This is a genomic window from Candidatus Eremiobacterota bacterium, assembly GCA_031082125.1.
In the GTDB taxonomy this organism is placed as follows: Bacteria; Vulcanimicrobiota; CADAWZ01; order CADAWZ01; family Ess09-12; genus Ess09-12.
In genome coordinates, this window is record JAVHLM010000028.1 from 34034 (window position 1) to 54584 (window position 20551).

12 protein-coding genes are annotated in these 20551 nt (G+C 58.8%); 9 read left to right on the top strand and 3 right to left on the bottom strand.

Going from position 1 to position 20551, the window contains the following annotated elements; genetic code table 11:
- Positions 1–48: 48 nt before the first annotated feature.
- Genes RDV48_24500 through RDV48_24520 form a run of 5 tightly spaced genes read left to right on the top strand, consistent with a single transcriptional unit; the run spans position 49 to position 10522 of the window.
- Positions 49–1128 carry a radical SAM protein gene (locus RDV48_24500; protein ID MDQ7825986.1) on the top strand — a complete coding sequence of 360 codons (1080 nt, stop codon included), beginning with the start codon at positions 49–51 and terminating at the stop codon, positions 1126–1128.
- Positions 1129–1169: 41 nt separating this feature from the next.
- The gene (locus tag RDV48_24505; protein ID MDQ7825987.1) at positions 1170–8369 is read left to right on the top strand and encodes a type I polyketide synthase; all 7200 of its coding nucleotides are present in this window, start codon (positions 1170–1172) and stop codon (positions 8367–8369) included.
- A complete protein-coding gene (locus tag RDV48_24510; GenBank protein MDQ7825988.1) occupies positions 8366–9214 on the top strand; it encodes a 3-hydroxyacyl-CoA dehydrogenase NAD-binding domain-containing protein in 849 nt (282 codons plus the stop codon). The genes RDV48_24505 and RDV48_24510 overlap by 4 nt, the downstream gene beginning before the upstream one ends.
- A complete protein-coding gene (locus RDV48_24515) occupies positions 9201–9461 on the top strand; it encodes a phosphopantetheine-binding protein (protein ID MDQ7825989.1) in 261 nt (86 codons plus the stop codon). Before RDV48_24510 ends, RDV48_24515 begins: the two co-directional genes overlap by 14 nt.
- Positions 9458–10522: an acyl-CoA dehydrogenase family protein gene (locus RDV48_24520; protein MDQ7825990.1), complete on the top strand. Its 1065-nt coding sequence runs from the start codon at positions 9458–9460 to the stop codon at positions 10520–10522. The genes RDV48_24515 and RDV48_24520 overlap by 4 nt, the downstream gene beginning before the upstream one ends.
- On the opposite strand, the gene RDV48_24525 is transcribed toward RDV48_24520, so the two are convergent.
- Positions 10509–11837: an acetyl-CoA hydrolase/transferase C-terminal domain-containing protein gene (locus RDV48_24525; GenBank protein MDQ7825991.1), complete on the bottom strand. Its 1329-nt coding sequence runs from the start codon at positions 11835–11837 to the stop codon at positions 10509–10511. The genes RDV48_24520 and RDV48_24525 overlap by 14 nt on opposite strands.
- Before the next feature lie 175 nt (positions 11838–12012).
- On the opposite strand from RDV48_24525, the gene RDV48_24530 reads away from it, so the two are divergent.
- From RDV48_24530 to RDV48_24540, 3 genes are all read left to right on the top strand, one after another.
- A complete protein-coding gene (locus RDV48_24530) occupies positions 12013–13074 on the top strand; it encodes an HAD-IIIC family phosphatase (GenBank protein ID MDQ7825992.1) in 1062 nt (353 codons plus the stop codon).
- A gap of 2 nt (positions 13075–13076) precedes the next feature.
- A complete protein-coding gene (locus RDV48_24535) occupies positions 13077–13868 on the top strand; it encodes a hypothetical protein (protein MDQ7825993.1) in 792 nt (263 codons plus the stop codon).
- A gap of 122 nt (positions 13869–13990) precedes the next feature.
- The gene (locus tag RDV48_24540; protein MDQ7825994.1) at positions 13991–15445 is read left to right on the top strand and encodes a glycosyl hydrolase family 57; all 1455 of its coding nucleotides are present in this window, start codon (positions 13991–13993) and stop codon (positions 15443–15445) included.
- Between the two features lie 188 nt (positions 15446–15633).
- Here the strand turns inward: RDV48_24540 and RDV48_24545 are convergent, their stop codons facing one another.
- Together RDV48_24545 and RDV48_24550 are read right to left on the bottom strand one after the other, a co-directional pair.
- Positions 15634–16050, bottom strand: coding sequence for a DUF86 domain-containing protein (locus tag RDV48_24545; protein MDQ7825995.1), 417 nt, complete (start codon positions 16048–16050; stop codon positions 15634–15636).
- A gap of 526 nt (positions 16051–16576) precedes the next feature.
- Positions 16577–18970, bottom strand: a complete 2394-nt coding sequence (locus tag RDV48_24550) for a right-handed parallel beta-helix repeat-containing protein (protein MDQ7825996.1) — start codon at positions 18968–18970, stop codon at positions 16577–16579.
- A 309-nt stretch (positions 18971–19279) separates the two neighbouring features.
- On the opposite strand from RDV48_24550, the gene pepT reads away from it, so the two are divergent.
- Positions 19280–20518 (top strand): peptidase T, encoded by a 1239-nt coding sequence (pepT, locus tag RDV48_24555; GenBank protein ID MDQ7825997.1) that lies wholly within the window; start codon positions 19280–19282, stop codon positions 20516–20518.
- Positions 20519–20551: the final 33 nt, after the last annotated feature.

The following is a 20551-nucleotide window of genomic DNA, read 5'->3' on the forward strand; positions in this document are numbered from 1 at the left end:
CCGTTGCCATGAAAGGAGGGCCGCGGGAAGGCGTGCTTCCCCGTGACTATGAAAAGAAAAGTGAGAACGCTGCTTGAGTTCACCGGAAGCCATGGGCTTGACCAGCGGCAGTCCTATGAGCTGCTCTTGAAGCTCTCGCTCTGTGAAGAAGGCACCAGGGGAGGGAAGGTGCCAAGGCCCCTCTTTGTCACCATCGACCCGGTGAATGCATGCAACCTGAAATGCCGGTGGTGCAACGCAGACTTCCTGCTCAGGCAGAAAACCCGGATGATCTCGAGAGACACCCTGTACTCCCTCATCGATTTTCTTCTCACATGGGATGACGGAGTTGACGCCGTGACTTTCAGCGGCGGCGGCGAGCCCCTGGTCCATCCCCAGTTTGCCGGGGTCCTTGAAAAGTGCCTGCAGCGCTCCCTGATAACAGGAATCTCCACCAACGGGGTGAAAATCGGTGATTATGCCGAGCTCATCTCGCGCTGCCACTGGGTGGGCGTCTCAGTCGATGCAGGATCGGGAGCCCTGATGAAGGAGCTCAAAGGCTATGATTATTTTGACGGGATCATGGAAAGCCTGAGGAGGCTCACCGAGCTCAGCAGGAAGAAGCGCAGGCCTCTCACGGAAAAGCCCCTGGGGTGCGGCGTGCTCTTCCGCTACCTTGTGAGCCGTGAGAACGTCCACGAGCTTGCCCTGGCGGCACGGAAGGCCAAGGAGGCGGGATGCGGAAGCTTCTACTACAGGCCGGCGTCCCTTCCCTGGCACAGGAGGGAGGAAGCCTCCCCCGGTGATGAGGGGCTCGGCGGCATGGAAGAGCTGTTTCTCGAGGAGGCGGCCAGGGCAGGTGCACTTGAAGACAGGGACTTCAGGATATGGGGATATACCGACACTCCGCCCAGGACGGGGAGGACCTGCAGGGAGCTGCTGTCAACGGCACTCTTCATGCCGGCCCTGGAGGGCAGCGAGGATGAGTTTGACCTGGGCCTCTGCTATGACAGGCGGGGCGATGAGAAGCTCCTGCTGGGAAAGTCACTGAAATCTCCCCGCGATGCCGCGGCACTGTGGGGAAGCGGGAGGCACCGGGATATGGTGGAAAGCATTGATACCGCCTGCTGTCCCCGCTGCCCCCGTTGAAAACCTTGCGGGGAGCCGTCCGGGGGATACCAGGATCCGGCGTGGGAAAAATTATGAAACAATGGGATGAGTCCTTCACAATCGTTGATATATTGAAATGGCGGGCTGAGCACGAGCCTTCAGCCCGGGCCTTCACTTTTCTTAAAGACGGCATCGTTGAGGAGACAATGCTCACCTACGGTGGGCTTTTCAGGGAGGCCCGGCGCGTGGCCGCCGAGCTTCAGAGGCTCTGCGCCCCGGGGGACAGGGCACTCCTGCTCTACCCCCATGGCCTGGAGTTTATCAAGGCGTTCTTCGGCTGCCTGTTTGCAGGCGTGATAGCCGTGCCGGCACCGCCGCCCGATACGGTGCGGCTCAGCAGAACGCTCCCGATGCTCCAGGCCCTTGCCGCTGACTCAAAAGCCTCGGTACTCATCTCCACGGGAAAAATCATAGATCTCCTCGAAGAAAGAGCCTGCGACATGCCGGAGCTGAAAGAGCTGCACCGCTGCTGCACAGACAGCCCCGGCGCCATTGAAGCATGCGCCGCGGGGCCCGTTCCCCGGGGGATTGATGAGCTGGCCTACCTGCAATACACCTCGGGCTCCACAGCCTGCCCGAGAGGAGTGATGATCAGCCACAGGAATATTGTCCACCATTCGGAGCGCCTGAGGCAGACCTGGGAGCACGGGGACGGCGCCATCATGGTGAACTGGCTTCCCCACTTCCATGATTTCGGCCTTGTTGACGGCATCATCGAGCCCCTCTATGCAGGGATTCCCTGCTACACCATGCCGCCCGCTGCCTTCCTCAAGTATCCTCACCGGTGGCTTGAGGCCATATCACGCTACGGCGCATCTCACAGCATTGCGCCCGATTTTGCCTATGAGCACTGCATATCACGGGTCACAGAGCGCCAGCGGCGCCACCTGGACCTGTCCTGCTGGAGAACAGCGGTTGATGGCTCTGAGCCGGTGAGAAAAGCCACGGTTCTGAGCTTCTCAGAGATCTGCGCCCCCTGCGGATTTCTCAAGGAATCATTCTGCCCCGGGTACGGCCTCGCCGAAGCAACGCTTGCAGTGTCGGTAAAGCGACCGGGGGAGCCCCAGAGCTTCCTGACCCTGAGCGCCGGAGCTCTCGAGATGAACAGAGCGGCGCCCTGCGACTCCTCGCATGGCAGGACTATTGAGGCCGTGGGATGCGGAAGAGTGATAGAGACAATCCATGCCTTGATCGTGGACCCGGGGACAAGGAGGCCCCTGCCTTCCGGCAAGATAGGAGAGCTGTGGATAGCCGGCGGCCAGGTGGCCCTTGGTTACTGGAACAGGCCCGATGAGACAGAGGAGGTCTTCCGCGCCACTCTCGAAGGCTCCGGCGAGGGACCGTTCCTTCGCACCGGCGACCTTGCCTTCTTTCGCGATAAAGTGCTTTTCATCACGGGGCGCCTCAAAGATCTCATAATCATGGACGGCGTGAATTACAATCCCCAGGATATAGAGCACACCATCGAGGAGAGCCACCCCGCCTTGAAAAAATCCTTTGCCGTTGCCTTCCCGGTGAACGGCGCCACCGGGGAGCAGATCGCCGCCATAGCGGAAGTGGAGCACCTTCCCGAGGCTCCCGGCGAGCTCCTCAAAACAATCAGGCAGGCCATAGCGGAACGCCATGAGATAAGGCTTCACTCCCTCTCGCTGGCAAAGAAAGGCTCAATTTTAAAGACTTCAAGCGGAAAGCTCCAGCGTCGAGCCTGCAGGGAGAAATTCCTTGGGGGCGATATGGCCATCCTCGCCCAGTGGGTGAAAAAGGGGGGGCAGGGAACGCCGTCGCCGCCGGGATTGGAGAAACCCGGGGCCGTTACAAGAGGTGACCTTGAAGAATGGCTTGCCGCGAAAATTGCCGGGCACCTTGAAATCGAAAAACAGCATGTGAGGATTGACGAGCCCTTTGCACAGTATGGCCTCAGCTCCAGAGTCGCGGCCACGCTGGCGGCCCTCCTGGAGGAATGGGGCGGCTTCGAGGTCTCTCCCGTCCTCTTCTGGGAATACCCGGACATCCAGTCCCTGGCAGGCCATCTTATCAGCGTCATTGAGAAAGGCCCGGGCTCCCCTGCCGCGGAGCCTCATTGTTCCCCTTACCGCTGGCGCGCTGAGGAAAAGCCCTCCTGTGAGCCCATCGCCATCGTGGGAATGGCCTGCCGCTTCCCCGGAGGCGCCGACACTCCGGAGATCCTCTGGAAGAGGCTCATGGAGGGTTTTGATGCCGTGACGGAGATCCCCCCCGAGCGCTGGGATGTGGAGGCTTTCTATGATCCCGATCCCGCGGCGCCTGGAAAAACCTGCTCAAGGTGCGGCGGCTTTCTCACCGGCGTCGATCTCTTCGATCCCCTCTTCTTCGGAATCTCGCCCCGCGAGGCCGAGAGCGTCGATCCCCAGCAGCGCCTGCTCCTTGAGGTGATATGGGAAGCCCTCGAGCGGGGATGCCAGGACTGGAGCATTCTCAGCACGACGCCGACGGGAGTCTTCGTGGGAATCTCCTCCTTTGACTACCGGCACATGCTCACGGCAGGGCACGATTACACCCGCCTTGATCCCTTCTCCCCCACGGGCCTCACCTCGTGGGGCGCCGCGGGAAGAATCTCCCATGCGATGGGCTTCAGGGGCCCCTCCATTGCCGTGGACACGGCATGCTCCTCGTCCCTTGTGGCACTGGATACAGCCTGTCTGAGCCTGCGGGGCGGGAGATGCCGGCAGGCTGTCGTCGGCGGCGTGAACCTCGTCCTCTCGCCGCTTGGAGCCATAACCTTTTCAAAGCTCGGAGCCCTCTCGAAATCAGGCCGCTGCAAAGCCTTTGACGCATCGGCGGACGGCTACGTGCGAAGCGAAGGCTGCGGCGCCGTCGTATTGAAAAGACTCTCAGATGCCATGACCGATGAGGATAGTATCGTGGCCGTCATACTCTCGACTGCAGTCAATCAGAACGGCGGAGCGGGAGCTTTCACGGCGCCCAGCAGGGAAGCCCAGGCTGACCTTATGAGGCTGAGCCTCGATGAGGCAGGCCTTGCCCCCCGGGAAGTGGCCTATGTGGAGGCCCATGGCGCAGGAACCTGGATCGGGGATATTGCAGAAGCTGAAGCCCTGGCTTCGGTCTTCCCGGGCAGGAGAGAGCCCCCCCTTTTCATAGGCTCCCTCAAGTCAAACGTAGGTCACATGGAAGCGGCAGCGGGGATCGGGGGCCTTATCAAGGCAGTGCTCGTGGTGCAGCATGGCATGATCCCTCCCCACCTCCACTTTGCAGTGCCGAATCCCGCCATACCCTGGAGCCGCTCCTCCCTCGCCGTTCCCCGCATCCCATTGCCCCTGGCGCCGGAAGGGGTGAGAGCAATCGCTGCAGTGAGCAGTTTCGGCTTCAGCGGCACAAACGCCTTCGCACTCATTGAAAAGGCACCGCTCCCTCGGAACAGGGAGCACCCCGCGACGGGGGACACCGATATCCTCACTCTCTCGGCGCCCCGGGGGAAGGCTCTCTCCGAGAAAGCCCGGCAGATAAGAGATTACCTTGGAGCAGGAAGCCCGGCTCCTCTTCACTCACTCTGCTACTCGGCAAACCGCGGGAGAAAGTCCTTTCCCCTCAGGCTCAGTGTGACAGCGGCAACATGCGGCGAGCTTTCAGAGAAGCTTGAGGGATACCTTGCGGGGAGAAGGCCCCTGGGAGTCCATGAAAGCCCGGGGAAGGGAGTGCGCACGCAGGCTTTGGCCTTTCTTTTCTCCGGCCAGGCGGTACCCTGCCGTGAGAGTATGGCAGAGCTCTCGCAGGCCCACGAGGTTTTTCGTGACATCATCTGGCAGTGCGACGCCCTGTTCCACCGGCACTTCAGGAAATCCCTCCAAGGTGGCGGCCCAGTTGAGCAGACAGCCCTGGAGCGGCAGGCCGCGCTCTTTTCCCTTGAAATAGCCCTCTTTCAGCTCTGGCAATCCTGGGGCGTAAGGCCATCGGCGGTGCTGGGCCACAGCCTTGGAGAATACGCGGCAGCCTGCGCGGCGGGAGTTTTCACCGTCGAGGAAGGCTTTGCCCTTCTCTGCGAGAGGGGCCGCATTGCTGCCGCCCGGTGCGCCCGCGGTGCCATGATGACCGTTTTTGCCACCCGGGAACAGATCGGGAGGCTTATTAAAGGCTGCGGCCTCCCTGCAAGAGTTTTCGCGGCGGTGTACAACGGCCCTGAGATCATCACCCTCTCCGGGGAAGAGGGAGCGATGAAGACTCTGGAGGGAGTCCTGGAGCGCGAGCATCTCAGGCATGTCATGCGGGAAACGCCCCACCCGTGGCACTCACCATTGATGGAGCCTGCCTGTGCAGAGCTTGAGAAGGCCGCGGCCTCCCTTGCCTTGTCGAAGCCGACAGCAAGAATTTACTCTGGCATTACCAGCGCTGAGATGACGGACCACTGTACCGACTCCCGGTACTGGTGCCGCCATCTCGTTGAGCCTGTCAATTTCCCTTCTGCAGTGGAGGCCATGCTCCATGATGGCTTTGAAACTTTCCTGGAAATCGGACCCGACTCCACAGTAGCCGATATCGTGCAGTGCCTCCCGAGGGAAGAAGGCGCCGGGCCCGAGGCATATTCCAGCCTCAGGAGCGGAGTGACGCCTTCGCGGCAGCTCACCGACACCCTGGGCGCCCTCTTCACAAGAGGGATCTCTGTTGACTGGAAGGAGTTTTACCGTTCCAGGCCGCGCGGAAAGACAGTGCTACCCACATACCCCTTCCAGCGCTCCCGCTACTGGATTGCCGGCAAAGAACTGCCGCATGTCAAAGGCCAGGAAAGCAGTCATGATGCCCCTGGCAGCCCTGCAGCCGGGATGCTCTTCGAGGTAAAATGGAAAAGGGCGCCCCGAAGGGAAAAGCCCTCATTGCAGGGTGAGGGTCTCTGGATTCTCTTCTGTGACGACGGAAGAACGGGGTCTTCCCTGTCATTGAGGCTTGAAAAGGCGGGCTTCAGCGTTGCATGCGCCCGGAAGGGAGGGCGGTATTGCCGCCATGGCAGCGGCCACTGGACAATCAACCCTTCCAGGGCGGGACACTTCAGATCTTTTCTCAATGAGGCTTCGGGAGAAGGAGCACTGCCTCTCCGGGGAATCGCTTTTCTCTGGGGGCTTGACCTGCCTTTCCCGGGACACGTTCCTGACCTGAAAGCCCATGGAGAGAAAGCCTGGGGCGGGCTGATCCACGGGATTCACAGCCTTCTTGCTCTCGGTGTTGAGGCGCCTCTTTTCATCGTCACCCGCGGTGCCCAGCGCACCGGGAGCGAGAGCGGCGGGCTCTCCCCTCTCGCGACGCCCCTCTGGGCCCTTGGCAAGGTCCTCTCGGTGGAGCACCCCGGGCTCTGGGGAGGGATGATTGACTGCGATCCAGCCTCACCGGCGGCCGGCGTCGAGGAGGAGTTGCTCGCAGAGGAGCTCTTCAACCCTGGCAGCGAGGATCATACAGCCTTCAGAAGCGGCATCCGGCTCACCGGCAAGCTGGAACATGCATTCCTCCCCCCTGTGAAGGCCCTGGACCTTCACGGGGAGGGTCTTTACCTTATCACCGGCGGCAGCGGAACGCTGGGTCTTTCCCTTGCACGGTGGCTTCTCAGCAAAGGCGCGTCAGATATAATGCTCACTGGACGCAGCAGGCCGTCAGCAGGGGCGGCGAAGCTGAAAAAAGAATTTCCCCGCGCCATGGTGACTGCGATAGGGGCCGACGTCACCTCGCCAGAAGCCATGAGCAGGGTTCTTGGTGAAATAAGGGAATCGGGGAAAAGGCTCCTGGGAGTCTTCCACCTGGCGGGGAGCTTCACCACCGGGCCCCTTGCCTCGGTCTCACCAGGAAGGCTCATGCGGGAGACTGCTCCCAAGATCGAGGGATCGTGGAACCTCCACTGCCTCACCGGCAGAGATTATTCCGGCTTTTTCGTGATGTTTTCTTCAGCAGCGGCCGTCGTGGGTGGCCACGGCCTTGGCTCCTACGCCGCAGGCAACGCTTTCACCGATGCCCTGGCACAGCACCGTTGCCTGGAAGGGCTCCCCGCGCTCTCCATCAACTGGGGGCCCTGGGAAAGCGCTTCCAGGGGGAAAAAGCACGCCCTGGCGGAAAAATTCTCCCGGGTGGGCGTGAAGACCATCCCCGACGGGAAAGCCTTTTCAATCCTCGAGAGCTTCCTTGGCGCCCTCTTGGTCCCGGGCGGAAAGACCTTTCCACCCCAGGTGTGCATCTATTCCGCAGACTTCCCGGTTCTCACGGGGTACATGCCGGGAAAAAGGCAGCGCTCATTTTTCTCTGCACTACTTCAGGAGAGTCCCGCGGAAGACCCTGATGGAAAGCCCCTGGAGCACAGGCAGGACGGACCTGTGCGCTCCCGCGTCTGCGAGGAAGTATACCGGCTTCTCAGGATCGAATCGGCCGATCCTTCCCTTGAGAGGAGAAGCTTCATGGACCTGGGAATGAACTCCCTTATGGCGGTGCAGCTCAGGACACGGCTCTCGTCGGTTTTCGGCATAAATCTCCCCGCAGACCTCGTGTACCGTCATCCTGACATCGAGTCCGTCTCGGCCTTCATCACGGGGGAATCCCCTTCCCTCCGGGCCGGTGAAAAACCGGCGCCCCATAGAGCGAATAAATATGAAGGCGGCGAGAAGGTCATTTACCGCCTTGCAGGCGGGGAATTCCGCTTCTTCGCCGGGGCCATGGGCGCCCTCACCGCCAATGAGCCCTATGTGCAATCCTTCCCCGCTCTATACCTGGAAAGGGCCCTCACCGAAGAGCGGGCAATCCTCGTCATCACCGGGGACGCCCTCATCGGCTTCGCCCTCTGGGAGCCTCTCCCGGTCAAAGTCGAAGGCCATGAGGGATTCATGCTGATGACGGCCATCCTGAAAAAGGAATACCGCCGCTGCGGCCTGGGATCACGGCTGATTTACCTCAGGAATGAGCACCTCGGGATCGGGAGGAATATTCTTATCAACTCCATATTTGACGGGAGGCTGAAGGGATGGGCCCTGAGACTGGGCTTCAGAAAGGTGGGCTTTTCGCGCTTCGGCGCGGCATTTCTCAAATTTTACTGCGACTGCGACGGCGGGACCAGAAAAGAGGCCTGCGAGTTCCGTGACAGGGAATGCGAGCTCCTTGTCCACTTCCCCGGCTCGCCCTACCGCCCCTCGTACTGGCCTGATACCGCGGAGCTTTTTCAGGGGAGAAGAATATCAGCCGGAGGGGAACGGATATGAGCCTGGACACCGTGGGAGTCATCGGGGCAGGAGTGACAGGATGCGGCGTGGCGCAGGATCTTGCATGCCATGATTTCAGCGTGTTCCTGGTGGACATCAGTTATGACATTCTCGCCCGCGCAAAGAAAGATATCAAGAACGGCATTCGCTTCCAGAGGCTCTTCAGTGAAGAATCGCCCGATTCCGGGGAAGCCTTGGACAGGATTACCTTCTCCACGAGCTATGGCATCCTGGCCGACATATTCCTTGTCATCGAATGCATCGATGAAATATGGGACATGAAGAGGGACCTCCTGAGCCTTCTTGACGGCCTATGCCGCAAAGAGTGCATATTTGCGAGCAGCACCTCGGCCATCCCCATATCGCGTCTCGCCGCTGCCACGAAACGCCCCGCCCAGGTCATCGGAATTCATTTCATGAACCCTGTCCCGCACAAGGCTCTCGTGGAGCTCATTCCCGGCGTGGAAACCTCCGGCGGTACCATTGAAAAAGCCTGCAACCTCCTGGAGAGGCTGGGCAAGAGCTACGTCCTTGTCAAGGATTCACCGGGCTTTGTCTCCAACAGGGTCCTCATGGGCTCGATAAATGAAGCGGCGGCACTCCTCGAGGAAGGCGTGGCGACTGCCGCCGAGATAGACAGGATATTCAGGGGATGCTTCGAGCATAAGATGGGGCCCCTGGAGACGGCCGATCTCATTGGCCTTGACACGGTGCTCCGCACGCTGGAGGTCCTCGACGGGTGCCTCCCGGGGAGGCATTTCAGGCCTGCAGGCATCCTGCGGGAGCACGTTGAGTCGGGACGCCTGGGGCGCAAGAGCGGCAGGGGGTTCTATGATTACTGTTGAGAAAATAAGAAAGGATATCAGGTCCTATCTTTCAAGACTTATAAGGGTGAGCGAGATTGCCGACGATGACGATCTCTTCTCGACAGGGCTCATAAGCTCCCTTTTTGCCATGCAGCTTGTCCTCTTCGTGGAAAAAACCTACAGGATACGTATTGAGAATGAAGACCTTGCGAGGAGGAATTTTTCATCGATCAGGGCCGTGGCAGAGCTCATCACCAGGAAGCTCCCTGAGGAGCCCGCGCAATGAGCGGCACGGCATCAGGAAAGGAAAAGCACAGGGAAGGGCCCATTGCAGGCCAGCTTCCTGCGGAAATTGCAGCACAGGGCTGCCTCGGGGCACCTATCCCTGAGGAGTACGGCGGGAAAGGCCTCGACATGAGAGCCTGGGGGCGCCTCTGCGAAGCGGCGGGAAAGATCAGCCTGGCAAGGGCGGGACTTTATACCGTTCACGGGATGGTCTCGAGGGCCATTCTCCGGTGGGGCACGGCAGCGCAGAGAGAGCGGTGGCTCCCTCTTATGGCGAAAGGGAAAGTTATCGGGGCCTTCGCCCTGAGTGAAGCCCAGGCGGGGAGCGACGCCGGGAATGTCGAGACCGCGGCGGCGAGGACAGGCAACTCCTATTCACTGACAGGAGTGAAGAAATGGGTCTCCTTCGGCGAGGCTGCGGGAGTTACCCTTGTCATCGCGCGCACCATCGAAGGCCTTTCAGCCTTTCTTGTGGAGAAGGACACCCCTGGACTCACCTGTGTCACCATCAACGGTATGCTCGGCATGAGGGAATCAATGCTTTCAGAGCTTCACCTGGCTCAGGCCATCGTCCCCGGCGAAAACCTCCTGGGCGCCGAGGGGTTCGGGTTCTCCGCCGTAGCACAGTCAGCCCTGGATTTCGGGAGATACTCCGTGGCCTGGGCTTCCCTGGGAATCGCCAGGGCCTGCCTTGAGGAGACGATCGCCCTTGCAGCGGGATCACCGGGGAGCCGGGGAAATTCCCTCATTGAAGGGGCACTTGCGGAAATGGCAGCCGAGGTGGAGGCGGCAGGTCTCCTCTGCCTCAAGGCCGGGTTTTCCAGGGAGCATGGCGACCCGGCATCAATAAGAGACGCATGCATGGCAAAATACTTTGCCTCCAGAACAGCGATGAAATGCGCCGATGATGCTCTCAGGCTTTCAGGCCTGGCGGGATGCTCAAGCGGAAGCCCCCTCGAGCGGTACTTCAGGGATGCAAAGGCCCTGGAGATAATCGAAGGGACAAGCCAGGTCCTGGAAATCCTTATTGGGAGCTCTTCCTCCTTTTTCAGAGAATCCTGAACTCTTTCGCCTTTGACGTGAGCTCTTCCCTGAACCGGGGATGAGCAATCCCGATGAGCGCTTCGGCCCTTTCCCTCACCGACTTTCCCTTGAGGTTCGTGACCCCGTGCTCCGTGACGACGTACTCGGTGTCATTCCTGGGATCGGTGACTATCGACAGGGAGGGCACAATCCTCGAGATTGTGCCTTTTTTTGCCGTTGAGTAGAGAGCCATTATGGACCTGCCGCCATGAGAGCGGAAGGCGCCTCGCATGAAGTCATGGGCTCCCCCGGAGCCGCTGAACTCTGAGCCTCCGAGGCTTTCGGCATTCACCTGCCCAAGCAGATCGACCTCGATGGCGGAGTTTATGGAGATCACCTTATCGTTCTCAGCGATGATGACCGGATCGTTGACAAATGATGAGGGATGGCTCTCGATTGAAGGGTTGTCGTTGATGAACTCAAAGACCTCCCTGTTGGCAAGCGTAATGGTGAAAACGTGCTTCCGGGGGAGGACGGCCTTTTTCCTCCCCGTGGCGATTCCTTTCCTGATAAGGTTCATGACCCCCGTGGCAAAGACCTCCGTATGGATCCCCAGGTCCCTGTGGCTCTCCAGAAAGCCCGCAATGGCGTTGGGTATGCCTCCGATACCCATCTGCAGGGTTGCGCCGTCAGGCACGAGCTCTGCCACGGCGCGGCCGATGGCTTCATCCTCAGGCTGCGGAGGGTGATCGTCAAATTCAAGCAGGGGCGCATGATTTTCCACCACGGCATTCACCTCGGAAATATGGACGAGAGAATCACCAAAGACCCTTGGCATCTGTTCGTTCACTTCCACGATGACCTGACCGCAGCGGTGAATGAGGGGCGATATCCAGTCATTGTTGGTCCCGAGGGTGAAATGGCCGTGGCGGTCCATAGGGGAGAGAGTGGCGATAAGGGTGTCTATTTTTATGAACTCCGTCATCATGCGGGGCATCTGGTAAAAATTGCAGGGCAGGTAGTCAATGGTCGCCCCCCCTGATTCCCTTTGCCTCTTTATTACCGACCTGTCCAGGGCCGACTGGAAGAGCGAATAGGTCCGAATCTTTTCTATCACGTCGGGCTGAAAGAGCGTATCGGCCATGTGAGACATCGATATCTTGTGGATCACCTTCAGTTCCTTAAGATCGCCGGATCTGACGCGCTGCGCAAGGGCGGCAAGCAGGGCGGGTGGCTGGGCGTGAGCCATTGCCACTGCGACGGTGCTCCCGCTTTTTATCTGTAGAACGGCGTCATCCGCCGTGACAAGCCTGTCTTGATACTCCCGGGCATAGGGCGAAGATGAAGAAGCCATGGTACCCCTCCTTTATCAGTTCATGCAGATTTCTCTGCCAATCTCCCATAACCTGCCTTGGCAAACACTTGACCAAGGCCTTCCCGAAAGACTACAATTGCAGAGAAGGCACATTCCCCTGATGGCCTCGAAGTGCCACGGGCTTTAATCCTCAGGGGAGAAAAGAGATTCCGCCATGGAGAATGAACAGCGGCGCGCCATAAAATGCCTCGTGTGGGATCTGGATAATACCCTCTGGGACGGCATCCTCCTTGAAGACCGCGAGGTCTTCCTGAAGGAGGAGGCGGTGAAGATAATCAAGCTCCTCGACGGGAGGGGGATACTCAATTCCATAGCGAGCAGGAGCGACCAGGGGCTTATCATGGAAAAGCTGAGAGAGCTGGGAATTGACGGGTATTTTCTTTTCCCCCAGGTCCACTGGGGCTCCAAGTCCTCGTCGCTCGAGAATATTGCCTCGCTCCTCAACATCGGCCTGGACTCCCTTGCCCTGATTGACGACGATCCTTACGAGCGGGGAGAAGTGGCTTTCTCCCATCCCGAAGTGCACATCTACAGTGCGGAAGACCTCGGGGAGCTGCCCGATATGGATTCGATGAAGCCTCCCTTCATTACCGATGAGTCATCGAAGCGCCGCCTCATGTATCTCGCGGAAAACGCCCGCGCCGCAGAGGAGCGATCATTTCAGGGCACACCGGAAGAATTCCTTGCCACCCTGTCGATGACGCTCACCCTCAAGGAGGCTGTCAGTGATGATCTCCCCAGGGCCGCGGAGCTTGTGTCGCGGACCCACCGGCTCAATACGACGGGCTATGCATACTCTCTTGAGGAGCTGGAGTCCTTCTGCAGGTCGGAGCGCCACACCCTTCTTATCGCGGGGCTGGAAGACCGCTTCGGGCCCTGCGGGAAAATTGGCATTGCCCTGGTCGAGCACCGCGGCGAGCTGTGGCTGCTGAAGCTGCTCCTCACGTCCTGCAGGGTGATGGCCCGCGGAATCGGGACTGTATTGCTCAGCTTCCTCATCAATGAGACAAAAAAGCATGGCAGGACCCTCCAGGCTGAGATAATACCCACTGCCATGAACCGCCTCATGTATGTGGCCCTCAGGTTCTCAGGCTTTGAAGAAGCCGGCAGGAGAGGCGATCTTGTCCTGCTGGAGCACAGGGCAAAGGGAGAGCATCATTATCCTTATTACATGAAGATGATTGTTGACGGACAGATGCAGCTTGGAAGCAGATAAAAATGTTCTCTCAGGGAGGAAATCGCCCCCCGTCATTGAAGTCCTCCCCATCAACAGGGAAAGAGTTTCTTGGGAACCCTATGTCACAGCAAGTCATGATAATTGCAGGCACGGCGGCAGCACTGGGATTTGTCCATACCCTGCTGGGGCCTGATCACTATCTTCCCTTCGCGGCTATTGCAAAGGCAAGAAGCTGGAGCCTTGCAAAAACACTTTTCATCACCTTTCTCTGCGGGCTCGGCCACGTGCTGAGCTCCGTCATTCTCGGCTTCGCAGGCATAGCCATGGGGATGGCCCTCTTCAGGCTCGAGCGCATTGAGTCGCTCCGCGGCGATATTGCCGCGTCGTTCCTGATCATATTCGGCTTCGCCTATTTCGTGTGGGGCCTTCACCAGGCACTGCGCAACAGGAAACACAAGCACGCGCATGTCCATGGCGGCGATGGCTCCCATCACCACGAGCATAACCACCATGGCGATCACACCCACCTTCATGAGGGGAAAAGCGAGAGCACCATCACTCCCTGGATTCTCTTCACTATTTTTGTCTTCGGACCCTGTGAACCTCTTATCCCCCTCATCATGTACCCTGCCTCACAGCATGATATGTATGCCGTGGCACTGGTGGCATCGGTCTTTTCCCTTGTCACTGTCGCCACGATGCTTGGCATTGTGGCACTTGTCTTTCTGGGCCTCTCCCGGATCCCCCTCAGCCGATTCGGGCGCTATGCCCATGCCGCTGCAGGTTTCTCCATCTTCCTCTGCGGCGGCGCGATAAAATTCCTCGGACTCTAGCGGGACCGGAAAACCCGCCCGCAGAGGAGGCCCTCAGGCTCCCTGCGGTTTACCTGAAACCGGCAGGCAGGAGGATTTGCCTGGAGGAGATTTTTCTCGTAAGCACATAAGAAAAGGAGCACATGATGGAAAAAATACAGGAAATCATTGAGGGCCTGCCCAATATCTGCGGCGCCGAAAAGGAAGTGGAGGAAGTGACAGCCCGCCGGGGGCCGGTGTTCCTTCACGGGACCAATCTCCGCCTGGAGAAGCTCGAGGCAGTCTTCGCAATTGCCCTTCACATGCACCAGCCTCTCATACCTGCAGGCGGGGCGGACCTCCAGAGCGCCGATCTGATAAGCAACCTGGACGTAATGATGCATTCAAACGACAGCTACAATGCCGGGGTATTCGCTGACTGCTACGGCCGTATGGGAGATATTATCCCCGAGCTGGTCAGGGAAGGCCGCAACCCAAGGGTGATGCTCGACTACTCGGGCGAGCTTCTGTTCGGCCTGAGGAAGATGGGCCGCAGCGACGTCCTGGAAAGGCTCAGAGGTATCACCTGTGATCCCGCACTGAGGAATTACGCCGAGTGGCTCGGAACCATGTGGGGCCATTCAGTAGTCCCTACCACGCCGGTCCCCGACATAAAGCTCCATATAAGGGCATGGCAGCAGAATTTTGCTGCCATCTATGGGTGGGAGGCACTGGAGCGCGTAAAGGGATTCTCACCTCCCGAGATGCACCTTCCCAACCACCCCGACGTGGCCTGCGAATTCATCAAGGCCCTGAGGGAATCCGGCTACCGGTGGCTCCTCGTGCAGGAGCATACCGTTGAGGCCCAGGGAGGCCATGGCCTCCAGGACAGGCATATCCCCCACCGCCTCGTGGCAAAAAACTCCTGCGGCGAAGAAGCGTCAATCATCGCCATCATCAAGACGCAAGGCTCCGATACGAAGCTGGTGGCCCAGATGCAGCCTTATTACGAGGCACTCACCTTGAAGCGGCAGACCGTAGGAGGTATTTCAATCCCGCCCATTGTGACACAGATCGGCGATGGTGAAAACGGCGGCGTGATGATGAACGAGTTCCCGCCCTGCTACCGCCAGACCGTGGGGCGCTTCGGCACCGAGGGCGTCGTGAGCGTTTCGGTGACCGAGTATCTTGAAATGCTTGAAAAGGCCGGTGTGACGGAAAGAGAGCTTGCCCCCCTCCAGCCCATTCACCAGGAGCAGGTCTTCAGGCGCATCACTAAGTGGGAGCCGGGGGCTGCCGACAACGCTATCGCAGAGATAAGGCGTGAAAACCAGGGGTTTGCCATGGAGGGCGGCTCATGGACAAACAACATAAGCTGGGTCCGCGGCTATGAAAATGTGCTTACGCCCATGAACGCCCTGAGCGCACAATTCCACGAGGCCCTCGACCACAGGGACATCGACAGGGGGAGCCACGCTTACCGCAATGCCCTGTTCCACCTCCTGGTGTCGCAGACAAGCTGTTTCCGCTACTGGGGCCAGGGAATGTGGACCGACTATGCCCGCGAGATATGCCGGCGCGGGAGCGCCATCGTGTCAGAGCTGGCTTCTACCCTCTAGGGTTTCTTAAAAGAACTGTTATCAAGAACTGGAATCGTGAGGCCGGGGGCAATTCTCCCGGCCTCTTGCTTCGACTGCGCATGGAGTTCTCAACAGCCGTGTTCTCCAGTCATAACGTGCGATCACTCCCAATAATCCCGCTCAGTGATTCCCATCCGTTCTGTGGAACAGGCCAATCCCCTTTGCTTTTACTCAGCATCACCAAGCAGGCGCTTGCCGAGGAGCCTGCAGTCAGATAACAAGCGTGGTGCTGTTTTCAATAACATCGCACCGGAAATCTTCTCATAGTCGTGGACAATTCGGTTCCTGAGCGAAACATATTCTGCGAACCTCAGAATCTCCTCTTCATCGATGAGCGACTGTTCACGGAGGCGCTCAAAAACTCCACGAACTGATTCTCCTGCAGGGAACCCGCCTGCATCAAGCCAGATGTCGCCGGCATCGGCAGCGCATTCAACAATAAGCTGGAACATCCGCTCGACAATGCGCTGAAGCCCTCTCTTTTCTATTGACTCCTGAGGAGCTCCAAGCCATTGCTCCAGCTCATCCAGATATGAGAGGAGATGATTCAGTTTTTCTTTCAGGTCATCAGGCAGCCGTTCCATCGCGAATTCTCCTTTTCACCTGCCGCCAGCGCCGGTCTCTGAACTTTGCGTCATCTTCAAACTCCCTGAATGCTCTTATGCGGAATGTCCTCCAGAGCGACGGTGATGAAGCATATAAGAGAAGGCCTGTTCTGGCAACATTTCGTTTTAAAAGAGAGCTGGCACTGTTCAGTATGACAAGATCAAGCTCCCGTTTTGGACGAAAGGCTTTCCACAATTCATGAGTGAGAGCTGCCTCACTATGATTTGATCTCTCCTCAGCATCGCCCGACAGGAGTATTCCTATATCGAGGTCGCTCTCAATGGTATCCTTTCCTCTCGCCGCAGAGCCAAAAAGTACAATCAGAGAGAGATGAAAGCGGCAGGCCAGGATACTGCATTTCTTCCTGAGATCTTCCAGAGAAATGGGGACACCTCCAAGAGAATGAGGCCGGCTGTCAGAGAAACCAGTCATTGAGGAGGTTTCAGGCCTGGCATCGGTCATGTCTCTATCCTTTCTCCGGCATAATGATAAGAGACTCTTTTCTTAGTTTTTTCCCGCCGCCTTATTCTCCTTCTTTCTGCAAGGCACTCCCCGCTCCAGAAATATTTTCTTCTCTACCCTTTCCACCGCCCCTCCCGTGCGCCGCCGCAGGCGGGTGCCCCGCGAGTAAATGCTCTGAAGCCCCGCGGCGTCAAGGAGGGCCTGCGGGAAATTCTGCACACCGGCGCCGTCAAGAACGGACTGGGGAACTCCCCCCGATCCCGAAATGATATGGGTGCCGGAGAAGGTCATATTGACGGGGTACGATATGCCGTTCTCCGTGAAGGGACAGACACTGAAATAGGAATCACTCCCCCAGTAGTTGCCGGTGAAGGTGATGTCGCCGTAAGTCCTGCAGCCGCCGATGTCGCCGCCGTACGGTATGTTGTCAATTTCACTGTAAGCCGGGTAAGGAAGGGGGTCGCCCTCTTTTGACGGAGGGCCGAAGTCCGTCACGCCCTGGGGGTTGTCATAGGAGACATTCTCCTGGAGCACCACGTAACGGCTTCCCCCGTCGGTATAGAAGATGTTGCCGCCGCCGGTCGGCCTTTTGGCGTTCGCCACGTTGCCCTTGACGAGGAGAGGATCGTCCATCGAGGTGCCCTGCTGGCCCGTGGTGTAGATCGCTCCGCCGTCCCAGACCGTCATGAGAAACTGCTCGATCCGGTTATTCAGTATCCTGTTGCCGCTGTTGGGCGTCGGCGTCGTGTACGTTCCCCACTCTCCCCTTTGAGCATTTGAAATGCCTGGGAACATGCCCGGGTCGTAAAGGCCCCATCCCCATCCCATGGCGATTCCCGACCAGGGAACATCGATGATGGTATTGTTGCTTATGAGCGTGTTGGCGGTGAAGCCGACCATGATCCCCGCCGCGTCAACGTACTCGGTGCCGGCCTGGCGAATCAGGTTGTTGGAGATGGTATTGTTGCGCGTGACCTGTTCCTGGGAGCCGGGATGGGCGTCTGTGGCAGTCACTCCCCCGAGCTGGACGGCCGCCGAGGAAATGTCCATGAAAAGGTTGTCCTGGACGGTGCATCCCTCGCATCCCGGTTCAAAGTCAAGGCCTGCGCTCCCCAGGTGCATGAAGAGGTTGCGGCGGAAGCTTATCCCGCTCGCGTAGCGGAACTGCAGGTTGCCGGGCGTGCGGACCACGTCGGGATCGTGGCCGGTGATGTTGGTCTTGTGGCCTGTGCCGACAAGGAAAAATCCGCTCTGGTCCGCGACATACCCGTTGATGCCCGAGGGGCTGAGCCATGTGGCTCCCGTGAAGGTGAGGCCCTCGAAGCGGATATTCGATATTGGATTGCTGAGCTGTCCCTCGCCTTTTACAAGAACTTCCAGGACCGGCAGCTCAGCGGAGACCGATTCCATGCTTTCTCCCGAACGCGGGATATAGTAGAGGGAGCCCGCCGCCTTGTCGAGGTACCACTCTCCAGGCTCGTCAAGAAACTCGTAGGCGTTCTCGAACCAGGTGACCTGCCAGAAGCTCCAGAGGCCCGGCTCATAGGTCACGCTCGACAGGTAGATATTGGCGTTGGTCCAGGCAGGCTCCCTGATTTTTAAAAGACCGGTCTTGAGGTCGGGCTGCAGAAGGGGATCGGGGACATACTCCGGATAGGGCGTGACGGATTCCACGGGGACTCTCATCATCTTCCACTGGCTCACGATCACCGCCTCCACGTGCTGCGGATTGGTCCATTTCGAGGGATCCTTCCACCTGGCGTCGTTCAGGTCGGTGGGAATATAGAGAATGCCCAGGGGATCGGGAATGTCGAAGATATAGAAATAGGCGGGGCAGAATCCCGAGGGATAGAGGCTGGTCCTGGCCCTTACGGCGCGCTGCCCGTTGACGTAGAGCTGGCGAGTCTCCCGCTGGCCCACCTGAGCCCTGTATATCCCTAGATCCTTGTCGTGAAGCGACCAGTTCCCGACGCTGACGGACCCTGAAATTACCGGCTTCTCGCCTGGAGCGGCGCAGTATATCACCTCCCGGCCATTCTGGCCTGAGTCCTCCGGGCCAAGCACTAAGGGCTGGCTGAGGCGGTACGTGCCCCCCTTCAGATAGACCACTATCTCGCCTTCTCTTCTTTCCTTGTCGAGGGAGCGGATCGCGTCACGAGCCCTCTCCATGGTGAGAAATGGCGATGACTGGGTGCCCGGAGACGAGTCATTGCCATCGGGCGAGATCCAGAATTCCGTCTGTAAAACCGACATATCGGGGGCCCCGCTGCTGCCGGCGCCGCCGCCGCATCCGCACAGGAATCCCGACAGCATGAGAAGCGCCAATAAAAGCATGGGGCAGGCGCTTATTCTGGCGGACCTTGAGAAGGATACCTCAGCACAATCCAGGATGATTTTGGAAATGAAGGAAAAAAACGAAAACACGATAGGCTTCATGGGACCTCCTGGGATACCTTGTTATGCATGACATCCGGATCATTCGGGAATACCCTGTCACTTCGCCCGGAAAGCGGGCATGATGAGCAAAGCGGAGGGAAACGCGACAGCCGATGCCTTCCTCTGACTATACCAGAAAAGAGGTCTCCTTTCAAGATGTCAGGACTGCTGCCGTGCGGAATCCTCAATTTTATCACTATCGGAGTCTGTCCCCATTCTCCCAGGAATAAGGAGGGGGATTACCGAAGTAAAGAGCGGGCCGCCCCGGCTCGTAAGAAATGCACACCCCCTTCTGAAAGGAGAACAGAAATGCTGCTTGAAAGGTTTCTTGACTATGTGAAGATTGACACGCAGAGCTGCGAGGACGCGGAGAAGGTGCCCAGCACGGCGAAGCAGTTCGACCTGGCGAGGCTCCTGGTGAAAGAGCTTGAGGCGATGGGCCTTAAGGAGGTGAAGCTTGACGGGGACCACTGCTATGTCTATGCCACGGTCCCTTCCAACCTTCCTTCGGGCCACCCTCACAAAGTGCCCGTCATCGCCTTCATCGCCCACCTGGACACCTCTCCCTCGGTGACCGGCGCCGCCGTGAATCCCCAGTTGGTAAAGGACTACAAGGGCGGCGACATCGTCCTGCCTGCCGACAGGTCCATGGTGATAACGGAAAAGGAAAATCCCGAGCTTGCCCTCTTCAAGGGCGGCACCATCATCACCACCGACGGAACCACGCTGCTGGGAGCCGATGACAAAGCCGGCATCGCCGTGATCATGGAGGCGGTGGAAAGGCTTCTCTCCGCCGGCGATATTCCCCATGGCGAGATAAAGATAGTGTTCACGCCTGACGAGGAGGTGGGGAACGGCACTGCCCACTTCGACGTTGAGGGGGTGGGAGCTCAATATGCCTATACGCTTGACGGTGAAAGGCTTGGCGAGCTCAACGCCGAGACATTCAACGCCGCAAGCGCCACCGTCACCTTCCATGGAAAAAACACCCACCCGGGCACTGCCAAGGGCATCATGATCAACTCGGTATATGCGATGGCAGATTTCATCCTTAAAATCCCGCCGGGCTCAAGACCCGAGACCACCGAGGGAAGGGAGGGCTACCTCCATCCTTACGTCCTCAGCGGGTGCGAGGAAAAGAGCGAGGTAAAAATCCTGCTGAGGGACTTCGACGGCGCCGCCCTCGAAGAGTGGAAGAAGACCGTGGAGAAAATAAGGGGAGAAGTGGCAGAGCGCTATCCCGATGTACGAATAGAAATGGTGATAAAAGACAGCTACCGGAACATGAAGGAAATCCTCGATCATCACCCCAGGGTGCTGGAGAGAGCGGCGCAGGCGATGAAGAAGGCAGGACTCGAGCCCCTCTACCTTCCCATCCGCGGCGGTACCGACGGGGCGCGCCTCTCTTTCAAGGGCCTGCCGACGCCGAATATTTTCATGGGCTGCAACAATCCCCACGGGAAACTGGAGTGGGTGGCCCTCGAGGCCATGGAAAAATCCGTCGAGACGATCCTCAATATTGCGAGGCTCTGGGCAGAGGAGGCATAGGGCGGAGGGATCGGCAGTGCCGCTCGCGGGGCT

Bases quoted from the DNA above. Each gene is read 5' to 3' on its own strand.
- RDV48_24500 (MDQ7825986.1), top strand. From the start codon at position 49: ATGAAAAGAAAAGTGAGAACGCTGCTTGAGTTCACCGGAAGCCATGGG.
- RDV48_24510 (MDQ7825988.1), top strand. From the start codon at position 8,366: ATGAGCCTGGACACCGTGGGAGTCATCGGGGCAGGAGTGACAGGATGC.
- RDV48_24515 (MDQ7825989.1), top strand. From the start codon at position 9,201: ATGATTACTGTTGAGAAAATAAGAAAGGATATCAGGTCCTATCTTTCA.
- RDV48_24520 (MDQ7825990.1), top strand. From the start codon at position 9,458: ATGAGCGGCACGGCATCAGGAAAGGAAAAGCACAGGGAAGGGCCCATT.
- RDV48_24525 (MDQ7825991.1), bottom strand. From the start codon at position 11,837: ATGGCTTCTTCATCTTCGCCCTATGCCCGGGAGTATCAAGACAGGCTT.
- RDV48_24530 (MDQ7825992.1), top strand. From the start codon at position 12,013: ATGGAGAATGAACAGCGGCGCGCCATAAAATGCCTCGTGTGGGATCTG.
- RDV48_24535 (MDQ7825993.1), top strand. From the start codon at position 13,077: ATGTTCTCTCAGGGAGGAAATCGCCCCCCGTCATTGAAGTCCTCCCCA.
- RDV48_24540 (MDQ7825994.1), top strand. From the start codon at position 13,991: ATGATGGAAAAAATACAGGAAATCATTGAGGGCCTGCCCAATATCTGC.
- RDV48_24545 (MDQ7825995.1), bottom strand. From the start codon at position 16,050: ATGGAACGGCTGCCTGATGACCTGAAAGAAAAACTGAATCATCTCCTC.
- RDV48_24550 (MDQ7825996.1), bottom strand. From the start codon at position 18,970: ATGAAGCCTATCGTGTTTTCGTTTTTTTCCTTCATTTCCAAAATCATC.
- pepT (MDQ7825997.1), top strand. From the start codon at position 19,280: ATGCTGCTTGAAAGGTTTCTTGACTATGTGAAGATTGACACGCAGAGC.